Annotated in this window: 12 protein-coding genes and 1 other RNA gene; 1 reads left to right on the forward strand and 12 read right to left on the reverse strand. The window is 69.1% G+C overall.

Annotation, left to right across the window (positions count from 1 at the left end):
- Positions 1 to 7 precede the first annotated feature (7 nt).
- Positions 8 to 1597: a mechanosensitive ion channel family protein gene (locus tag OXG83_05070; protein ID MCY3964385.1), complete on the forward strand. Its 1590-nt coding sequence runs from the start codon at positions 8 to 10 to the stop codon at positions 1595 to 1597.
- Here OXG83_05070 and OXG83_05075 read toward each other — a convergent pair.
- The 12 genes from OXG83_05075 to OXG83_05130 form a co-directional block, all read right to left on the reverse strand.
- Positions 1558 to 5016 (reverse strand): ATP-binding protein, encoded by a 3459-nt coding sequence (locus OXG83_05075; protein ID MCY3964386.1) that lies wholly within the window; start codon positions 5014 to 5016, stop codon positions 1558 to 1560. The genes OXG83_05070 and OXG83_05075 overlap by 40 nt on opposite strands.
- On the reverse strand, positions 5013 to 5687 hold the full coding sequence (gene cmk / locus OXG83_05080) for a (d)CMP kinase (protein ID MCY3964387.1): 675 nt from the start codon (positions 5685 to 5687) through the stop codon (positions 5013 to 5015). Before cmk ends, OXG83_05075 begins: the two co-directional genes overlap by 4 nt.
- Positions 5684 to 6499 carry a pseudouridine synthase gene (locus OXG83_05085; GenBank protein ID MCY3964388.1) on the reverse strand — a complete coding sequence of 272 codons (816 nt, stop codon included), beginning with the start codon at positions 6497 to 6499 and terminating at the stop codon, positions 5684 to 5686. The genes cmk and OXG83_05085 overlap by 4 nt, the downstream gene beginning before the upstream one ends.
- Positions 6492 to 7109 carry an SMC-Scp complex subunit ScpB gene (gene scpB / locus OXG83_05090; GenBank protein MCY3964389.1) on the reverse strand — a complete coding sequence of 206 codons (618 nt, stop codon included), beginning with the start codon at positions 7107 to 7109 and terminating at the stop codon, positions 6492 to 6494. Before scpB ends, OXG83_05085 begins: the two co-directional genes overlap by 8 nt.
- Complete coding sequence (locus OXG83_05095; protein MCY3964390.1) at positions 7106 to 7921, reverse strand: segregation/condensation protein A; 816 nt, start codon at positions 7919 to 7921, stop codon at positions 7106 to 7108. The genes scpB and OXG83_05095 overlap by 4 nt, the downstream gene beginning before the upstream one ends.
- A gap of 40 nt (positions 7922 to 7961) precedes the next feature.
- Positions 7962 to 9161, reverse strand: a complete 1200-nt coding sequence (locus tag OXG83_05100; GenBank protein MCY3964391.1) for a glycosyltransferase family 4 protein — start codon at positions 9159 to 9161, stop codon at positions 7962 to 7964.
- Positions 9158 to 11293: an ATP-dependent DNA helicase RecG gene (locus tag OXG83_05105; protein ID MCY3964392.1), complete on the reverse strand. Its 2136-nt coding sequence runs from the start codon at positions 11291 to 11293 to the stop codon at positions 9158 to 9160. The genes OXG83_05100 and OXG83_05105 overlap by 4 nt, the downstream gene beginning before the upstream one ends.
- 8 nt (positions 11294 to 11301) lie before the next feature.
- Complete coding sequence (locus tag OXG83_05110; protein MCY3964393.1) at positions 11302 to 12225, reverse strand: LD-carboxypeptidase; 924 nt, start codon at positions 12223 to 12225, stop codon at positions 11302 to 11304.
- Positions 12226 to 12640: RNase P RNA component class A (gene rnpB, locus OXG83_05115), an RNA gene on the reverse strand.
- A gap of 22 nt (positions 12641 to 12662) precedes the next feature.
- Positions 12663 to 14465: an excinuclease ABC subunit UvrC gene (uvrC, locus tag OXG83_05120; protein MCY3964394.1), complete on the reverse strand. Its 1803-nt coding sequence runs from the start codon at positions 14463 to 14465 to the stop codon at positions 12663 to 12665.
- Positions 14465 to 16504 (reverse strand): excinuclease ABC subunit UvrB, encoded by a 2040-nt coding sequence (gene uvrB / locus OXG83_05125; GenBank protein ID MCY3964395.1) that lies wholly within the window; start codon positions 16502 to 16504, stop codon positions 14465 to 14467. Before uvrB ends, uvrC begins: the two co-directional genes overlap by 1 nt.
- Position 16505: 1 nt before the next feature.
- Positions 16506 to 16973: a hypothetical protein gene (locus OXG83_05130; protein ID MCY3964396.1), complete on the reverse strand. Its 468-nt coding sequence runs from the start codon at positions 16971 to 16973 to the stop codon at positions 16506 to 16508.

A 16973-nucleotide genomic window follows, 5' to 3' on the forward strand; every position in this document is an offset into this window, starting at 1 on the left:
GCCCGCCATGAATGCCGCCTTCCTGCGCAGGATCTCCCTGGTCGCCGCCGGCGCCCTGCTGGCTCTGGCCTGGTTCGCCTTCGCGCAGCCGTCCGGGGACGAGCCGCTGGTCAGTCCGCGGGACACGATGCGCGTCTTCCTCGAGGCGTTCGTGAGCGAAGATGGCCGTCCGGATCTGGATGCCGCGGCGGCCTGCCTGGACCTCGGCGATCTTCCGTTTCCCGTCCGTGCGCGCCAGGGCCGGAACCTCGCGAACGAGTTGAAACACGTGATCGACCGGCTCGAGTTCGTGGAGCTTCAGGCCATCCCCGACGATGGCGAACTCGAGCGGTGGGTGTTCAGCGACGAGTTGTCAGTGCCGCTCGTGCTGGCGCCCGACGGCGACGGTCGCTGGCTGTTCAACCGGGCCACGGTGGCGGCAATCCCGGCGCTGTACGAGGAAGTACGCGACCGGACCGTGGTCGAAGGCGTCGAGGAGGCGCCCGTCACTGCCACGATGTGGCTTCGGGACCGGATCCCGGAAACCCTTCGGAGCGGCGGCTTCATCCTTTATCCGTGGCAATGGCTCGCGCTGCCGGTACTGCTCCTGCTCGGCTTCCTGATCGACCGGCTCGTCGTCTGGACCGCCTACGGCCTCCTGGCGAAGCCTCTGAGCCGGCGCTACGAGAACCTCGACCTTCCGGGAGCCCGCCGCATTCTCCGCCCCACCGGGTTGCTGGGAATGGCGGCGGCGTGGTGGCTGGGAATCCAGTGGCTGGGCCTGCCGGCGCGGGTCGACGCCTGGCTCGACACGATCCTGCTCGTGCTCCTGCTGCTGGCGTTGGGGCGCGCCGCCTTCGCCCAGGTCGACCTTCTGGGGACGGCGCTCAAGGCACGCGCCAGCAGAAGCGAGAACCGCTTCCAGGACCAGTTGGTGCCGGTTGTCACGAAGACCCTGAAACTGGCCGTCAGCGTCTTCGGCGCTGTCTTCCTGATTGCCCGGCTGGGTGGAGACGTCACGGCCCTGCTCGCCGGCCTGGGCCTCAGCGGACTGGCGGTTGCGCTCGCGGCCCAGGACCTGCTGAAGAACCTCTTCGGCTCGATCACGGTGCTGCTCGACCGCCCGTTCCGCGTCGGCGACTGGATCAAGGTCGGCGACGTCGAAGGGGTCGTCGAGGAAGTCGGTTTCCGGAGCACACGCGTCCGGACGTTCTACGCCTCCCTGATCACGCTGCCCAACGCCCGCCTGATCGACGCTTCGGTCGACAACTACGGAGCGAGGCAGTTCCGCCGCTGGAGCACGCGGATCCAGATCACGTACGACACGCCGCCCACCAGTGTCGACGCGTTCTGCGAGGGCATCCGGCAGCTCGTTCGGGAGAACGAATCGATGCGCCAGGACGCCTTCGAGATTCACCTGAACGAGTTTGGCGTCGACGGGCTCGAGATCATGCTCTACGTCTTCTTCCTCGCCCCGGACTGGAGCACCGAACTCCGACTCCGCCACGATCTGGCCCTGGACATCCTGAGCCTTGCCGAGCGGCTGGGCGTGCGGATCGCCTTCCCCACGCGGACGATTCAGTTGGAGCCGCCGTCCAGCGACGATTCGGACGCCTGATCGGCAGGCAGGACGATCCGGACCGAGAGCCCCCCCTTCGGCCTTCTTGCAGCGGTGATCGTTCCGCCGTGCTCCTCCACGATCCGGCGAGCGATCGGGAGACCCAGGCCGGTACCCCCGCTCGAGGTCGAGAAGTAGGGCTCGAAGATGCGTTCCAAGTCCGGGTCCGAGACACCGGGCCCCCGGTCGTCGACGGTGACGCCCAGCGCGCTGCCGCCGTCGACCGGCGCCACGGTGACCCGTACCTCGCCGCCGCCGTCACTGGCGCCGAGGGCGTTCTCCAGCAGGTTGCGGACCGCCCGCTGCATCAGTCGCCGGTCGAACGGAAGCCGCGCCGTCTCCCGGTCCACTTCCGAGTCGAAGGCAACCGTCACGCCCGCCGGCGGCGGGCGGCGATAGCCGTCCACCACCTCCCGCACCGCGGCCGCCAGATCCCCGGGCTCCGGCCGGGCCAGGGGAATCCGGCTGTACGCCCCGAACTCCCCGGCCGTGTGCGCCAGCTCGTCGACCTGGTAGAGGATGTTGTCGGTGCAGCGCTCGAAGACCTCGTCCAACCGATCCGGTGCGTCCCGCCACACCCGCCGCAGATGCTCGGTCGAGAGACGGATGGGGGTCAGCGGGTTCTTCACCTCGTGCGCGATCAGCCGCGCCATCTCGGCCCACGCCTCCAGACGCTGCGCCTCCTCCTCGCGCGCACGCGTCGATGCAATCCGGGCGGCCATGCCGTCGATGGCGGCACCGAGGGTCCTGAGTTCCGTCTCCTGCGGCTTGAAGCCGAGGGAGGCCGCGCCGCCGGCGATTCGGTCCGCACCGTCGATCATCCGCATCAGCGGGCGAGTGAAACCACGCGCGAGCCGTGCGCCGACGATGACCAGCAGCAGCACGAGGGCCGTCGTGATGACCAGCGCCTGCCGCCTCAGGGCGGCGAGTTCCCTCGTACCCGCCTCCTGTTGCGCCAGCAGCGGCACGGACACGAACAACCCCGACTCGCCCGGGCGCTCCTCACCCAGTGACACGGGCTGGTACAACTCCAGGTAGGACACGCCCTGGCCCGCCGTCTGAATACGCGAGGCGGTCGGGTGGCCGAGCAACGCCAGTCTGCTGTAGACGTTGCCCGGGATGCGCTTTGGCATCAGGCCCGCGGTGAACAGGTCCGGCTTGCTCGATGCGTAGACGCTGCCGCGCCAGTACAGGTTCACCTCATGTCCGACGACTTCCGCCAGCCAGGCCAGGAGTTCGTCGTCCAACTGCGCGTCCATCGAGAATCCCGGCGGCAGGCCGAGCAGGAAGTCGGTCAGGACGTGCTCGAGCGACACGAGGGCGGCTCGACCGGCGACCTCCTGCTCGGCCTGGATGCGCGCTCCCAGATTCCGGACGAGCAACCCGTTGAGCAGCGCCAGCGGCACGATCGCGATCAGAGCCAGCACTGCCGTCAACCGGACCGAGTACCGCCGGAAGTCCGGAAGGAAGCCGCCGCGCCGTTTCGCTCGCGGCAGGCTGATCAGCAACACGGCGAACGCCACCGCCGACAATGCCAGCACGAGTCGGGCGGCGACCGTAGCGATCCGCCAGAGCCGCTCCGCCATCGTCTCCTCGAGAAGTAGAGCGACGATCCAGAGGCCCTCGAGGCTGCTTGGGCTGAACCAGGCCAGAGCGGGTCCGGCCGGCGTCTCGACCCGCATCGTTCGGCGTGGATCGACCGCTTCCGACGGCGGCGGCAGCAGCCAGTCCTCATCCCAGCGTGAAACGAGCGGGCGGCCCGCGCCATCGATGTACGCGAGAACCGCCTCTCCCGGAGGATTGGAGCGGCTCGGACTGGCCGGCCCTCCACGCAGCAGGCGCAACTCGAGTTCGCCGCCGGTCCCCGAGGTGACGGTGCCCCAGACGTCGAGCCGTGGCAACGCCGCCGTCCAGAAGCGAACCGCCCCCCACTCCTGACCGGCGGAGGCCACCGTAGCTTCACCCGATGCACTGCGCCGTTCCTGCCATAACGGCAGATTGCCGCTCGGCCAACGCGCGCTGCCAACGGCGAGTTCGCCCGTCTCCGCGTCCACCGGCAACCCGTAGGAGAAGGTCGACACCTCGTTCCCCCGGATCGCCGCCAGAGCCGAAAAGGTCTCGGAAACGGCCAGGGGCGACCGGCGCCAGAGTTCCAGAGCCAGATCCTGGTGATCGTCGAGTTCGTTCGGATCGCCCAGTGCCAGTTCCCTCAGGTCGCTCGTCGTGACGAAGGAGCCGGTTTGCTCCGCAAGCGCCGCGACTTCTCCCGGTTCCGGACCCTCGAGACCGCCTCGAACATGCTCGAGCAGCAGCGCCCGCAGGGCAGGTCGGTGCGTCACTTCGACGAGTAGACCGACACCGAGAGCCGCCGCCGTGGCCGTCAGCAGAAGGTGCATCCAATCCCGACCGTCCCCCCAGCCGGCCGCCCAGAGCACGGTTCCGGTCAGCAGAACCCAACCCGCCAACAGGACGACCCAATGCTCGATCGGGCCTCCGAACGAGCCTCCCGGATCGATCGGCGCTCCGGTGGCGTCGGTTGCCCAGATTTGCCACCGGTAGAGGCCGTAGCCCACGGCCGCGCCCACCCCGCCCAGACCAAGTGCCCCCACCGCGGGCCGGGGCCTCCCCGGTGCCCGACCCCTCCAGCGGCGGAAGACCCAGGACAGCAACAGGCCTGCGCCGATCATCGCCGCGGCCACCGCGAGCGAGCCGGCGGCTCCCGGCTGCCGTTCGGAGGACGGCCCGAATCGCAGCCGCAGCCAGGGCCCCGGGATCCCGTCCGGCGGAGCGAGCTCGCGAATGCCGGTCGCCTCCAGGCCAGGCGTCAGGGGTTCCGCGGAGTGGTCCCGTACGGACCATCTGACGCCGTAGCGCCGAAGTCCGAACGGTGTGGCAATCGGCAGCGTGTCCGTCGGGAAGCTGCTGCCAACGATCAACCGCCAGCCTCCCTCCCCCGTGCTCATGTCGATGGCCGCGTACAGCGAGACCGCCGTGAAGCCGGCGGTCTGGTTGATGCCGCCGGGCAGCAGACGGTCGAGGGGAAGATCGTGCCTCAGCCCCGGTCCACCCCAAGCCTGGGCCAGGCCATCCGAATCGACCAGAACCAGGGTGCGGCCGCCGACGCGGCTCGCCCGATCCAACTCCTCGAACACGCGCTGTCGGGCCTCCGCAGACGCGAGCGGAATCGCCCCCGTCCGACGAACGTTCTCGGCCGCGCGCTCGGCGTCCTCCTGCAGAGCCAGCAGCATCTCCTGGTACGCCGACTCCATCTCGGCCAGCTGCCCGGGCGTCGGAAGCGGCGGTTCCTCGTCCCGCGGCCATCGTTCGACCGCCAGCAGGATCGCCGTCAGTACGAACAGTCCGAAGATGATCACCCGCGCGGCAGCGCCCCCGCCGCGCTCGCCCGTGTGGTTCGTCATCGGTCCGTCGCAGTCTCTGCCGCACGAACCGAGCGGAGAATCCGGGCCGCGATCTGATCGGCGGCGCCGGTCGACGTATCGATCGTCTCGTAGCTGGCATCGTGCCGTAGCGGCGAGGCGCGGCGCCGGCGGTCCCGCTCGTCCCGGGCCTGCATCTCCTGCATGAGCCGCTTGCGGCCACCGTCGTTCCCGCGCCCTGGCTGGCGAAGCCGCCGCTCCGCCCTCACCTCGAGCGGTGCGTCGAGAAAGAACTTGTGCTTCGCCTGAGGGAAGACGACCGTGCCGATGTCGCGACCCTCGACCACCGCGCCCTCCCTGGCCGCGAAATCGCGCTGCCGAGCCACTAGCCACGCACGCACTCGGGGATGCACGGCAACCCGCGATGTGGCCGTGTCGACCCGGGGTGTACGGAGCAGCGGCCCCGGCGCGAATCCATCGATGAAGACCTCCGCCTCGGCGGCCCGGGTTCGGAGTTCGAAGGCGATCCGCCCGATCAGTTTCTCCATCGCCGACTCTTCGGCCGGGTCCAGCCCCTCCTCCAGCGCCTTCCAGGCGACCGCACGGTACATGGCGCCCGTGTCGAGATAGGGAACACCGAGTTCTGCCGCGACCGTCCGGGCCACGGTGCTCTTGCCGACACCGGCCGGCCCGTCGATGGCGACGACCGTCACCGGCGTCGGCGTCCCCGTTTCCGTCCGCCGCCGGAGCGCCCTGCTGAACCTCGGCCGGAACCGGCCTTCAAGCTCGCTACTTCCCTCACCGAGAGTTCCCGCCAATCACCGGTCGGTAAGTGGGCATCCTCGAGACGGCCGATCGCCACGCGGCGCAGTCGTTGTACCGGATGTCCGACGCGGAAGAACATCTCCCGGATCTGCCGGGTCCGGCCTTCCCTCAGTTCCATCTCCCACCAGCTCGACGAGCGCGCGGTCCTGCCTCCCCTGCGCGTTCGCACCAGACGCGGAGTCACCGGTGCCGTTCGCCGGCCCGCGATAAACATCCCCCGGCCGAGCCGCTCGATGGCCGCCCGGCCCGGGAACCCCCGGACCTTGACCAGATACCGCTTCGTGCAGCCGAAGCGCGGATGCGTAAGGCGGTTGGCGAGATCGCCGTCGTCCGTGAAGAGGAGCAGGCCCTCGGTCCGGTAGTCGAGCCGACCGACCGGCTTGAGCCGTCCGCGCCATCTCTCCGGGAGCAGGTCCATGACCGTAGGGCGGCCTTCGGGGTCGCTGCGGGTCGTTACGTGACCGGCCGGCTTGTTCAGAAGGACGTAGAGCGTCGCATCCATCCGCGCGATGGGTTCGCCGTCGACCCGGACCGTCTCCCTTCCCTTGCCCCACTGCCGGGCGCGGTCTCCGAGGACCGCGACGCGGTCGTCGATCGTGACCCGGCCGGCCCGAATCAGGTCTTCCGCGGCCCGGCGCGACGCGACGCCTGCGCGCGAGAGGATCTTCTGCAGCCGCTCGCCCTTCGGTTCCTCAGCCATCGATCGGGTCCGCCGGCGCGAGGGCGATCGGTGTCTGCATGGGCTCCTCCTCGGCCCCACTGAGGAAGGTCTCTTCGAATTCTTCCAGCGGCGGCAGCTCGGAGAGAGCGCGCAGGCCGAAGTGAAGCAGAAACTCGCGCGTCGTCGTATAGAGGAAGGGACTGCCGACGACTTCCTTGCGCCCGGAAATCCGGATGAGCCGGCGCTCAAGAAGCGTTTTCAACACACCGGCGGAGTTCCTGCCCCTCAGCTCCTGGATCTCCGGACTCGTCACCGGCTGGCGGTAGGCCACGATCGCCAGCGTCTCCACCGCGGCCATGGACAACCTGCTGCGACCGGCCACCTCGAAGAACCTGCGCAGGTAGGGATGCAGGTCGGAACGCGTGACGAGTCGGTATCCACCGCCGGCCCGGTCCAGGACGACGCCGCGGTTCGGCGGGCCGCCGGTTCCGTCAACCCGGTAACGGTCGAGAACCGCCTGGAGAGCCTCGGCCGCGCGTTCTGGGTCATCTTCGGGAAACACCTCGAGGAGCTTCGCCTCGGGTTGAGGATCGGGGCTGGCGAAGAGCAGAGCCTCGAACACCGCCTCCATCTCGGCCGTGTCCGTCATCCGGTCAGGTCCTCCAGCAGAACCGGATCGAGCGCGCGCGTGGTGCGGAACAGAAAGACGGAGCCGGCGTCAGAGGGGTGGAGCCGCACCAGATTGAGGCGAGCCATCTCCAGCACGGCGAGGAAGCACGCGATCGCTTCCGCACGACTCGACAGCGCGAACAGGTCGTCCTTCAGATCGAGTGAGCGGCCGCCCTCGAAGCGGCTCAGCAACCGCTCGATCTGGCCCCGCACACTGAAGGTCTCTCCCGAGTAAACGAGGGGACTGGGATGCTCCTCGTCGTAGCGCTTCAGCACGCCTCGCAACACCTGAAGCAGGTCGAAGAGCGACAGGTCGCCCAGGTCGAACTCCTCCTCGTCGGCGGCTGCGACAGTCTCCGTCCGGCCGCGCGTCCACAGCCCGTGGCGGAGGCTGTCGACCTCGGCCAGGGTCTGCGCAGCCTCCTTGAGCCGCTGGTACTCGAGCAACCGTTCGATCAACTCCCGGCGCGGATCTTCCGGTTCCTCGCCGGGCGCCGGCTCGGGTTGTGGCAGCAGTACCCTGGCTTTCAGCTGAATCAGCAGGGCCGCCTCGTAGATGTAGTCGGCGGCGATATCGAGATCCAGCTCGTCCATCAGGTCCAGGTACGCGTGAAACTGATCACAGATCAGGGCGACCGGGATGTCCGTGATCTCGATCTCGTTGATTCTCACGAGGTGAAGCAACAGATCGAGGGGGCCCTCGAACTCCGGCAACTCGACCCGCCAGGAGGCCGGCAGCAGGCTGCTTGAAGCCTGGGCGCTGGCGCGTCCTACGTTGACGGTCGAGTTCATCAGTACTGCCCACCGGAGCAACTGCAGCCCGAGATGGAACTCATCTGTCCGGATTCTTCCACACAGGCGGCAGCGATCGACGGACCCGTTCCAGCGCTTCCAGCCACCGCTCCGCCGCGTGGCGCGGCCGGTACCGTTGATCGAGCCGGCGGCCTCCCGCCTCCCCCCGCCGGCGGGATTCGTCGGGATCGAGCGTCGCGGCGATCAAGGCCTCGGCCAAAGCGCCCGAACGCTCGGGCGCCACGAGCCAGCCGGTCTCCCCGTCGACGACGACCTCGGGAATGCCGCTGACCGCGGAGGCGATGACGGGAACCCCGTCCCCCATGGACTCGAGCACGACCAGCGGCATGCCCTCGTACGTGGACGGTACGACGAGGGCGGCAGCGTGGCGCCGCAACCGGGCCACTTCCGACCGGGAGCACCGGCCGGCAAAACGCACGCTCGCTCCCAGCCCGAGATCCCGGGCCAGCGCTGAAAGCGAATCACGCCGCTCCCCGTCGCCCGCGATGATCAGCCGCGGACGATGACCGCGTCCGCGAGCGGTCGCCACGGCTCGCAACAGGATCTCGAAGCCCTTGCGAATCCGCAACCGTCCCACTGCGAGCAGGAAGGGCTTCTCCCGAAGGAGCCCGTCGACCCGGCTCCCTCGGGCCTCATCGTCGTCCGGCAGATCCAGGGGTGCGCCGGTGACATTCGGAATCACCTCGACCCCAACGACACCGTAGTCACGTTCGATCTCGGCGGCGGTGACCCGGCTCGGCGCCAGGCGGAGGTCCGCACCCCTGGCCGTGATCCGGCCCAGGGCGATGTGCACGGGCGTGCGCAGTGAGCGGAAGACGCGTTCGCTCCTTGCCGGACGGGCGACGACCCCGGCGCGACCATCGCGGTCGAACAGCGGACGGACCGCCAGGCGCTCCTGGACATAGCTCACCTGCTGGAGCGCCGTGAGCAGAGGTCGGCGACCGGCCGGCCGGCCGGCCAGGTCCCGGATGACCAGACCGCCGTCGCTTTCGTGGACCTGCACCACGTCCGGCCGCCACTCGTCGACCCGGCGCGCGACGGCACGCCGCGCGGACCAGGGAAACGAGGTCTTCGAGACCCTCGGGCCACACTGGTCACGGCCAAGGATCTCGACCTCGCAGCCGGCCTGCCGCAGGCCCCAGGCGAGCTGAAGCACCTGTTCACCCGCACCGGAGAGATCGCGCGGGGGCAGGACGTTGGCCACCAGAAGGACCTTCACGGCTCGGCGTCCCCTTCCACCGAAGCGGCAAGCGCCGGAATCCGCCGCTCCAACTGACGCCGCAGCGGTTCGTTGCCAGGCTCCGCCAGCCGGTCCAGCAGCCTCGCGGCGTCGGCGCGCGCCGCCACGAGCCACTTCCAGTCACGGGCCAGGTCGCCGAAGCGGAACTGCGGCAACCCCGCCTGACGCGTGCCGAGCACCTCGCCGGGTCCGCGCTGCCGCAGATCCTCCTCCGCGATCCGGAAGCCGTCGGTCGATGCTTCGAACACGGCCAGCCGACGCTCCGCTTCGGCCGACGACCCGCCCGAGATGGCGATGCAGATCGGCTCCCCGAGCGTTTGATCCGTACCCCGTCCGATGCGTCCCCGAAGCTGGTGCAGCTGGGCCAGTCCGAACCGCTCCGCCCCGAGGATCACCATCGCGGTCGCCTCAGGAACGTCGACGCCCACCTCGATCACGGTCGTCGCGAGCAGAACGCGGATCGAGCCGGCCGAAAAGCGGCTCATCGTCGCGTCGCGCTCCTCGCGGCCCAGACGACCGTGGACGACGCCATGGGGCGCCGCGAGCGCTTCGGCCCACCAGGCGCCCGACTCCTCGAGCGACGGCAGGCCGGCCGCACTTCCTTCGCCGGAGTCGATCAGGGGGAAGACGACGAATGCCCTGCCACCGCGCCGAAGGCTCTGCCTTACAAGAGCCACTGCCTCGTCCCTGTGCTTCTCGGTCAGGACGCGGGTCGCGACCGGGCGGCGACCCGGCGGCATCTCGTCCACCAGCGACACGTCCAGGTCGCCGTACACGGTCAGCGCCAGGGATCTGGGAATCGGCGTTGCGGTCATGACCAGGAGATCCGGGCGCTGCCCTTTCTGCGCCAGGGCCTGGCGCTGGACGACACCGAACCGGTGCTGCTCGTCGACGACGGCGAGTCCAAGGCGGGCGAACCGCGTGCGCTCCTGGATCAACGCGTGGGTGCCGATCGTGAGGTCGATCCCGCCGGCCGCGACCCGCTCGAGCACCGCGCCGCGCCCGTCGCTGGCGACGCGCTGGCTGGAGGTCACGAGCGCGAGGTCGAGGTACGGCCCCAACAACCGCCGCAGGGAGTCGAAGTGCTGTTCGGCGAGCAGCTCCGTTGGCGCCATCAGGGCGGACTGGAGGCCGCTCCTCGTCGCGAGCAGGCAGGCCAGGGCGGCAAGGACCGTCTTGCCACAGCCGACATCGCCCTGCACCAGGCGAAGCATGGGCCGCCGCCCGAGGAGGTCCGCTTCGATCTCCTCGAGCACCCGTTCCTGGGCACCGGTCAGCCGGAACGGCAGCAGTTCCCGAGCTACTGCCTCCGCCGCGTCGGAGGTCTCGTACCGGTGAGGCTTCCCGTGCCGGCTGCGCCGCCTGCGAACGGCGGCGAGCTGCAACTGCTGGAGCAGGAACTCCCCGTAGGCAAGGCGCGCATGGGCGCGACTTCGTCTCTCGTTCAGTGCTTCGACCGAGGCCTCGGCGGAGGGGCGATGGACCGCGGTCAGTGCCTCGGCCAGACTTGGCAGGCCGTGCCGGGCCCGTTCTTCGCCCGGCAGCCACTCCTCGATCCAGTCGGAGCCGCGGGTTTCCGTCAGGCGGGACACGGCGCCGCGGACCAGGCGCTCCACCCGCGACGGCGGAACGTCGCCGATGCGGCCGTACACCGGCCGTAGGCCGCCCCCGCGGGCCGGCTCCTCCTCGACTCGTTCGATCGTCGGATTCGCTAGCTGCCAGTGCCCGTCCCCGCCCCGGCGTCTGGGCACTCCGTGGAGGAGGTAGGAAGCCTCCTCGTCCAGCTGGTTCAACAGGTAGGGCCGATTGAACCAGACCACGCCGATCCGGTTCTCGCCGTCGTGCGCGACCGCCTCCACACGCGAGAAGCGGCGGCCGCCGAACACCCGGCGCGGCTTCTGGAGGCGCACGACCACGGTCAAGGGTCCTGGCGCGTCTCCGCACGCATCGCCGCCCGGTGCGGGCAGGCGGCCGAGCGCGCGCCGGTCCTCGTACCGGATGGGAAGGTGCGCGAGCAGGTCGGCGATGCGGCGGCAACCTGCCTCGGCCAGCTTGCGTCCCAGCACGGGGCCCACACCGCGCGCACGGGTGATCGGGTCGAACGGCTCCATCGGCGGAGTCAGTCCGTGACTTCCAGCGTGCCGGCATTCGGATCGAGCCGGACCGACGCCCCCAGCGGCAGCGTGTGGTTGGGCGCCTGGTGACCGGCGGGAAGACCGACCAGCAGCGGCACGCCGAGTGCCTCGGCGAAGTCGATCAACCCGTCGCGCGCGTCGCAGTTCGTGAAATGGCCGGCGACCACCGCGCGCACACCACCGACGCGTCGGGCGGACCGAAGCTGCGTCAGCAGCCGGTCGATCCGGTACTCGGGCTCATCGATGTCCTCGAGAAACAGGATGGACTCGCGGAAGTCCGGCAGGAAACCGGTCCCGATCGTCGCCGCCAGCATCGTCAGGCAACCGCCGAGAAGACGGCCTTCGATGGCTTCCGGTCGGCCGGCCGACCTTGGCCTGCCGACCGGCTCGAGCTGCCAGCCCTCCCCTCGCCTGCCATCCAGTGCGGCGAGCAGGGAGCGTCGCTCCTCCGCCAGCAGCCCGCGGGCGAAGTCGACCAGCATCGGGCCATGGAAAGCCACCGTCCGGGTTCTGGCGACCAGGCCGAGCAGGAACGGCGTCAGGTCCGAGTAGCCGATGTAGGGCCGCGGTCTTCCGGCGAGCAGCCGCCAGTCGATGTGCTCCAGGAGCCGCGTCACGCCATAGCCGCCACGGGCGAAGACGATCGCGGCGATCTCCTCGTCCGCCGCCAGATCGTGGAACGCCTGCAGCCGCTGGCGGTCCGATCCCACGAACAGATCGCGCCCTTCCCGTTTCGCCCCGGGACGCAGGTTGGAGGCGAGCACGACCTCGAACCCGAGCTCTTCAAGCGCGGCCGCGCCAGCCTGGAGACGTTCGTCGTCGATCGGTCCGGACAGTGCCCCGATGCCGATCCGGTCACCCGGCGCGACGGACGGCGGCCATCCGAAGGGCCTGTCGAAGAAGGTCAAGTGCCGGAGGACCTCGTAAGCCGGATTCTGTTCGTCCCGTCACCTTCAGGCGATGGGAGGCGGCCATTCATCTTTGCGACCTACCCGGAGGGCGTCCCCGGTTGCGAACAACCCGGAATCGGGACGGACAGCCCGATCCGCACTCCCTATTTGGTCTTGCTCCACATGGGGTTTGCCATCGCCTCGAACCGTCGCCGGCCGAGCGGTGCGCTCTTACCGCACCCTTTCACCCTTGCCTTCCCCGTGGTCCCAAGGGCCTCGTCGGCACCGGAACCATCTGGTCGGCGGTCTGCTCTCTGTTGCACTTTCCGTCGCGTTGCCGCGCCTTGCCGTTAGCAAGCATGCCGTCCGTTGGAGTCCGGACTTTCCTCCCCCGGCGGCAGCACCGCCGGGAGCGACCGCATCCGGTCCTCCGGCAAGGCGAATCCTACCACCGCTCAACCGGTCCGATCCCGCCGGACCGAGGCATAGACCGATCGGGCGAGCTTGGCGCCCAGGACCTCCTGGAGCTGCTCTTCCGACGCCCGGGTCACGCCAGCGTAGCTGCCGAAGCGCCGCACCAGCAACTTGCGCCGCTTCGGCCCGATGCCCCGGAGGTCGTCGAACCGGCTGCGCAGCGTTCGCCGGGAACGGCGACGGCGGTGACGCGACACGGCAAAGCGGTGCGCCTCGTCACGCACCTGCTGGAGCACGCGGAGGCCGGCGTGGTTCCGCCGCAGCCTGAGCGGCGCCGGCCGCGCCGGGACGTAGACCTCCTCCTCCCGCTTTGCGAGGCCCACCACCGGTGTCTCGTCGACGCCGAGTTCCGACAGCGCCTCAAGCGCCGCGTTCAACTGGCCGCGTCCTCCGTCGATCAGGATCAGGTCGGGCATCTCGCCGACCTCCTCGAGGGTCCTCCGGTAGCGGCGCTCCACCGCCTGGCGAATCGAGGCAAAGTCATCGGCCTGCTCCAGGCCCCGGATGTTGAAGCTGCGGTACTGGTTCTTGACCATCCGGCCGTCGTTCCAGACCACCAGGGAGGCGACCGTCTCGCTGCCGCCGAAGGTCGAAATGTCGAACCCCTCGATCCGCCGCGGCGAGTCTTCGAGGTCGAGCGCCCGCCGCAGCGCCTCGCCGGCCTCTCCGGCAGCGCCCGCACCCCGGAACCGGCGGCGGAAGGCCATTGCCGCGTTCCGGTTCGCCAGGGCCACCCGGTGCGCCTTCGGTCCGCGCGAGGGCATGCGGAGGTAGACCTTCGATTCGCGCCGTTCGCTCAGCCACGAAGTCAGCGCGTCTTCGCCGTCGATCGGCGCCGGCAGGTGGATCTCCTTCGGAATCAGCGTGGTCCGGTCGTAGAGCTGCGGCAGCAGTTCCGACAGCAGACGTTCGGCGGTGATCCTCGAGACCCCCTCCCAGAACAGCTCGCGACGATCGAGAACCTGGCCGCCGCGCATGACCAGCACGACGACCGCCGCGTTGTCGCCGCTGGTATGGACACCGAAGATGTCGACATCCTCGCCCCGATCCGAGAACAGCTTCCGCCGCTGAGTGACCTGTCCAATCTCCTGCATGGTGTCCCGAAGACGGGCCGCGGCCTCGAATTCCAGGTTGGCGGCATGCGTCCGCATGCCGCTGCGCAGGTCGCGCAGCAACTCGTCGTTCCTGCCGGAGAGAAAGAGGCGCGCCTTCTCCACCGCCTCCGCATAGGCTTCGTCGGTGGTCAGGCCGTCGACGCAGGGACCGAGACAGCGCTTCATGTCGTAGTAGAGGCAGGGGCGCGGCAGGCTGCCGTCGATCTCGATCCGGCATACCCGGATCCCGAACAGCTTCTGCGTCAGCTTGATCGCCTTGCGCGCCAGTCCGGCAGGGAGGTAGGGCCCGTAGTACTCCGCGCCGTCACGGCGAATGCGCCGCGTGAAAGCCAGACGTGGGTGGCCGTCGGCAAGGGTGAGCTTGAGGTACGGATAGGTCTTGTCGTCGCGCAGGCGGATGTTGAAGCGCGGTTGCCGGCGCTTGATCCAGTTGTTCTCGAGCAGCAGGGCCTCGGCCTCCGAGTCGGTGACCACGAACTCGACGTCGGCCGCGTCCTGCAGCATCAGGGCGATCCGTGGATCCTCGGCCGGCTTGCGGTAGGCCACCGCGCGCCGGCGCAGGGACTTCGCCTTGCCGACGTAGAGCGCCGCGCCGTCCTCCGACTTGAAGATGTAGATCCCCGGCTGATCCGGAAGCTCGCCGAGCCGGCGCGCGAGGCGCGGGTGCATCAACCCATCACCTTGACTTCCCGAAGTTCCTTCAGGCGGTCGCGCAACACCGCTGCCTGTTCGAACTCGAGCCGTCGGGAGGCCTGCTTCATCGCCTTTTCCAGGCGCGCGATGCGGCGCTCCAGGGGCATCTCCGGTGCGTCCTCGCGCAGGAGGTCTTCCACCGCCTTCTCTGCTGCCGCACCGGCCTTGTGCAGGTAGTCCAGGTTGCTCATCTGCACCAGCGGACTGTGTACGTCCTTGAGGATGGAGGCCGGCTCGATCCCGTGCTCCCGGTTGTAGCGCGCCTGCAGGCGCCGGCGCCGCGCGGTCTCCCGGACCGAGCGGTCGATCGACTCGGTTCGCTGGTCGGCGTAGAAGATGACTCGTCCGTTCAGGTTGCGCGCCGCGCGGCCGGCAGTCTGGATCAGTGACACCTCGCTGCGCAGGAACCCCTCCCTGTCGGCGTCCAGAATCGCGACCACCGAGACCTCGGGGAGGTCGAGTCCCTCCCGCAGGAGGTTGATGCCGACCAGAATGTCGAACTCGCCGCGCCGAAGCGCGGTCGTGATCTCGACCCGCTCCAGGGTGTCGATGTCGCTGTGCAGATAGCGCACCCGGAGATCCAGCTCGGTCAGGTACTGCGTCAGCTCCTCGGCCATCCGCTTGGTCAGCGTTGTTACCAGCACCCGCTCGCGGCGTTCGATCGCCGCCCGCGCCTCTTCCACCAGGTCGTCGATCTGGTTCGCGGAAGGTCGCAGTTCGATCCGGGGATCGAGCAGGCCGGTCGGCCTGATGACCTGTTCGACGACCACGCCGGCGGTCCGTTCCAGTTCGAACGGCCCCGGCGTGGCCGAGACGTAGATCCTCTGTCCGCAACGCTCTTCGAACTCGTCGAACCGGAGCGGCCGGTTGTCCAGGGCGCTCGGCAGGCGGAAGCCGAACTCCACCAGCGTCTCCTTGCGCGCGCGGTCGCCGTGGTACATCCCATGCACCTGCGGAATCGACTGGTGGCTTTCGTCGACCACCAGCAGGAAGTCCTCGGGCAGATAGTCCAGGAAGGTCGGCGGAGCCTGACCCGGCGCCCTGCCGGAGAGGTGGCGCGAGTAGTTCTCGATGCCGGCGCAGGAGCCGAGTTCGCGCAGCATCTCCAGGTCGTAGCGGGTCCGCTGCTCCAGGCGCTGCATCTCGAGCAGACGGTTCTCGCGCTCGAGGGCGACCAGGTGCTCGCCCAGTTCCTCCTCGATCGAGCGGATGGCCCTCCGCATCCGTTCCTCCGGAGTCACGTAGTGGTTGCGCGGAAAGACCGGCAGCCGGTCGATTTCCTCCAGCACGCGTCCCGTGATCACGTCGAAGCGGCAGACCCGGTCGATCTCGTCTCCGAAGTACTCGACCCGGATGCCCCGGTCATCGTAGGCCGGGAGGATCTCGAGCACGTCCCCGCGTACCCGGAAGCTGCCGTGAAACAGATCGAGCCGGGTACGCTCGTACTGCATCTCGGCCAGGCTTCGCTGTGCCCGCTCGAGCGGCAGCTCGGTGCCGCGCTCGAAGAACTGGAGCATCGAGAAGAAGACGTCGGGCGCGCCCAGACCGTAGATGCAGGACACGGAGGCCACGACGAGCACGTCCCGTCGCTCGAAAAGGGAGATCGTCGCCCGCAGCCGCAGGCGGTCGATCTCGTCGTTGATGCTCGTTTCCTTCTCGATGTAGGTATCGGATTGCGGGACGTAGGCCTCGGGCTGGTAGTAGTCGTAGTAGGAGACGAAGTACTCCACCGCGTTGTTCGGAAAGAAGCTCTTGAACTCCTGGTAGAGCTGGGCCGCCAGCGTCTTGTTGTGCGACAGGACCAGCGTGGGCCGGTTCACCGCCTCGATCACCTTGGCGATCGTGTACGTCTTGCCGGAACCGGTGACCCCGAGCAGCACCTGCTCGGGAACGTCGTCCTCGAGACCGGCCACGAGTTCTGCGATCGCCGCGGGTTGATCACCCTGCGGCCGGAACGGAGAGATGAGCTCGAAGCGTCCTCCGGCCCCACTCCTCGGATCGAGGCGCCGGTACAGGTCACACCTCCGGTCCGGAAGCCGCGATCCGTTCGAGACGCTCGGTCAGGCGACGCACGTCGTCGCGGTCGAGGAGTCCGCGCTCGGCCCGGCGCAGCGCGTCGGTGAGGGCCATCTGCAGCCGACGGTTGTCGGCCGGCGTCGCGGGACGGGACCGGTAGCGTTCGAGGACGGAATCAAAGGCCCGGTCGAGACGGTTGCGTTCTTCCGACGTGGTGTCCTCAGGCAATGTCTCCATGATGCGACCGCGACCGAAGTCCAGCACGAACTCGAGCAGTTCATCGGCCTGGGTCAAGGCCACCACCAGGCCGATCACCAGCAGCAGCACGAGCAACCCGCATCCGGCGAACCCTGCGATCAGACAACCTCGCCGCGTGTTCTCCGGATCCCGCGGCCGAGTCGCCGACGGCTCGGGAAAGGGCTCCGGCAACGGCGGCAGGTCGCGCGGCTGCTCGGCTTCGGGCGTCAT

Source organism: Acidobacteriota bacterium, from assembly GCA_026707545.1.
GTDB lineage: Bacteria > Acidobacteriota > Thermoanaerobaculia > Multivoradales > Multivoraceae > Multivorans.

Excerpts from the sequence above, each read along its gene's own strand:
- OXG83_05095 (MCY3964390.1), bottom strand. The coding sequence starts at position 7,921 with ATGAACTCGACCGTCAACGTAGGACGCGCCAGCGCCCAGGCTTCAAGC.
- OXG83_05070 (MCY3964385.1), top strand. The coding sequence starts at position 8 with ATGAATGCCGCCTTCCTGCGCAGGATCTCCCTGGTCGCCGCCGGCGCC.
- scpB (MCY3964389.1), bottom strand. The coding sequence starts at position 7,109 with ATGACGGACACGGCCGAGATGGAGGCGGTGTTCGAGGCTCTGCTCTTC.
- OXG83_05085 (MCY3964388.1), bottom strand. The coding sequence starts at position 6,499 with ATGGCTGAGGAACCGAAGGGCGAGCGGCTGCAGAAGATCCTCTCGCGC.
- OXG83_05130 (MCY3964396.1), bottom strand. The coding sequence starts at position 16,973 with ATGACGCCCGAAGCCGAGCAGCCGCGCGACCTGCCGCCGTTGCCGGAG.
- OXG83_05075 (MCY3964386.1), bottom strand. The coding sequence starts at position 5,016 with ATGACGAACCACACGGGCGAGCGCGGCGGGGGCGCTGCCGCGCGGGTG.
- uvrC (MCY3964394.1), bottom strand. The coding sequence starts at position 14,465 with ATGCACCCGCGCCTCGCGCGCCGGCTCGGCGAGCTTCCGGATCAGCCG.
- OXG83_05105 (MCY3964392.1), bottom strand. The coding sequence starts at position 11,293 with ATGGAGCCGTTCGACCCGATCACCCGTGCGCGCGGTGTGGGCCCCGTG.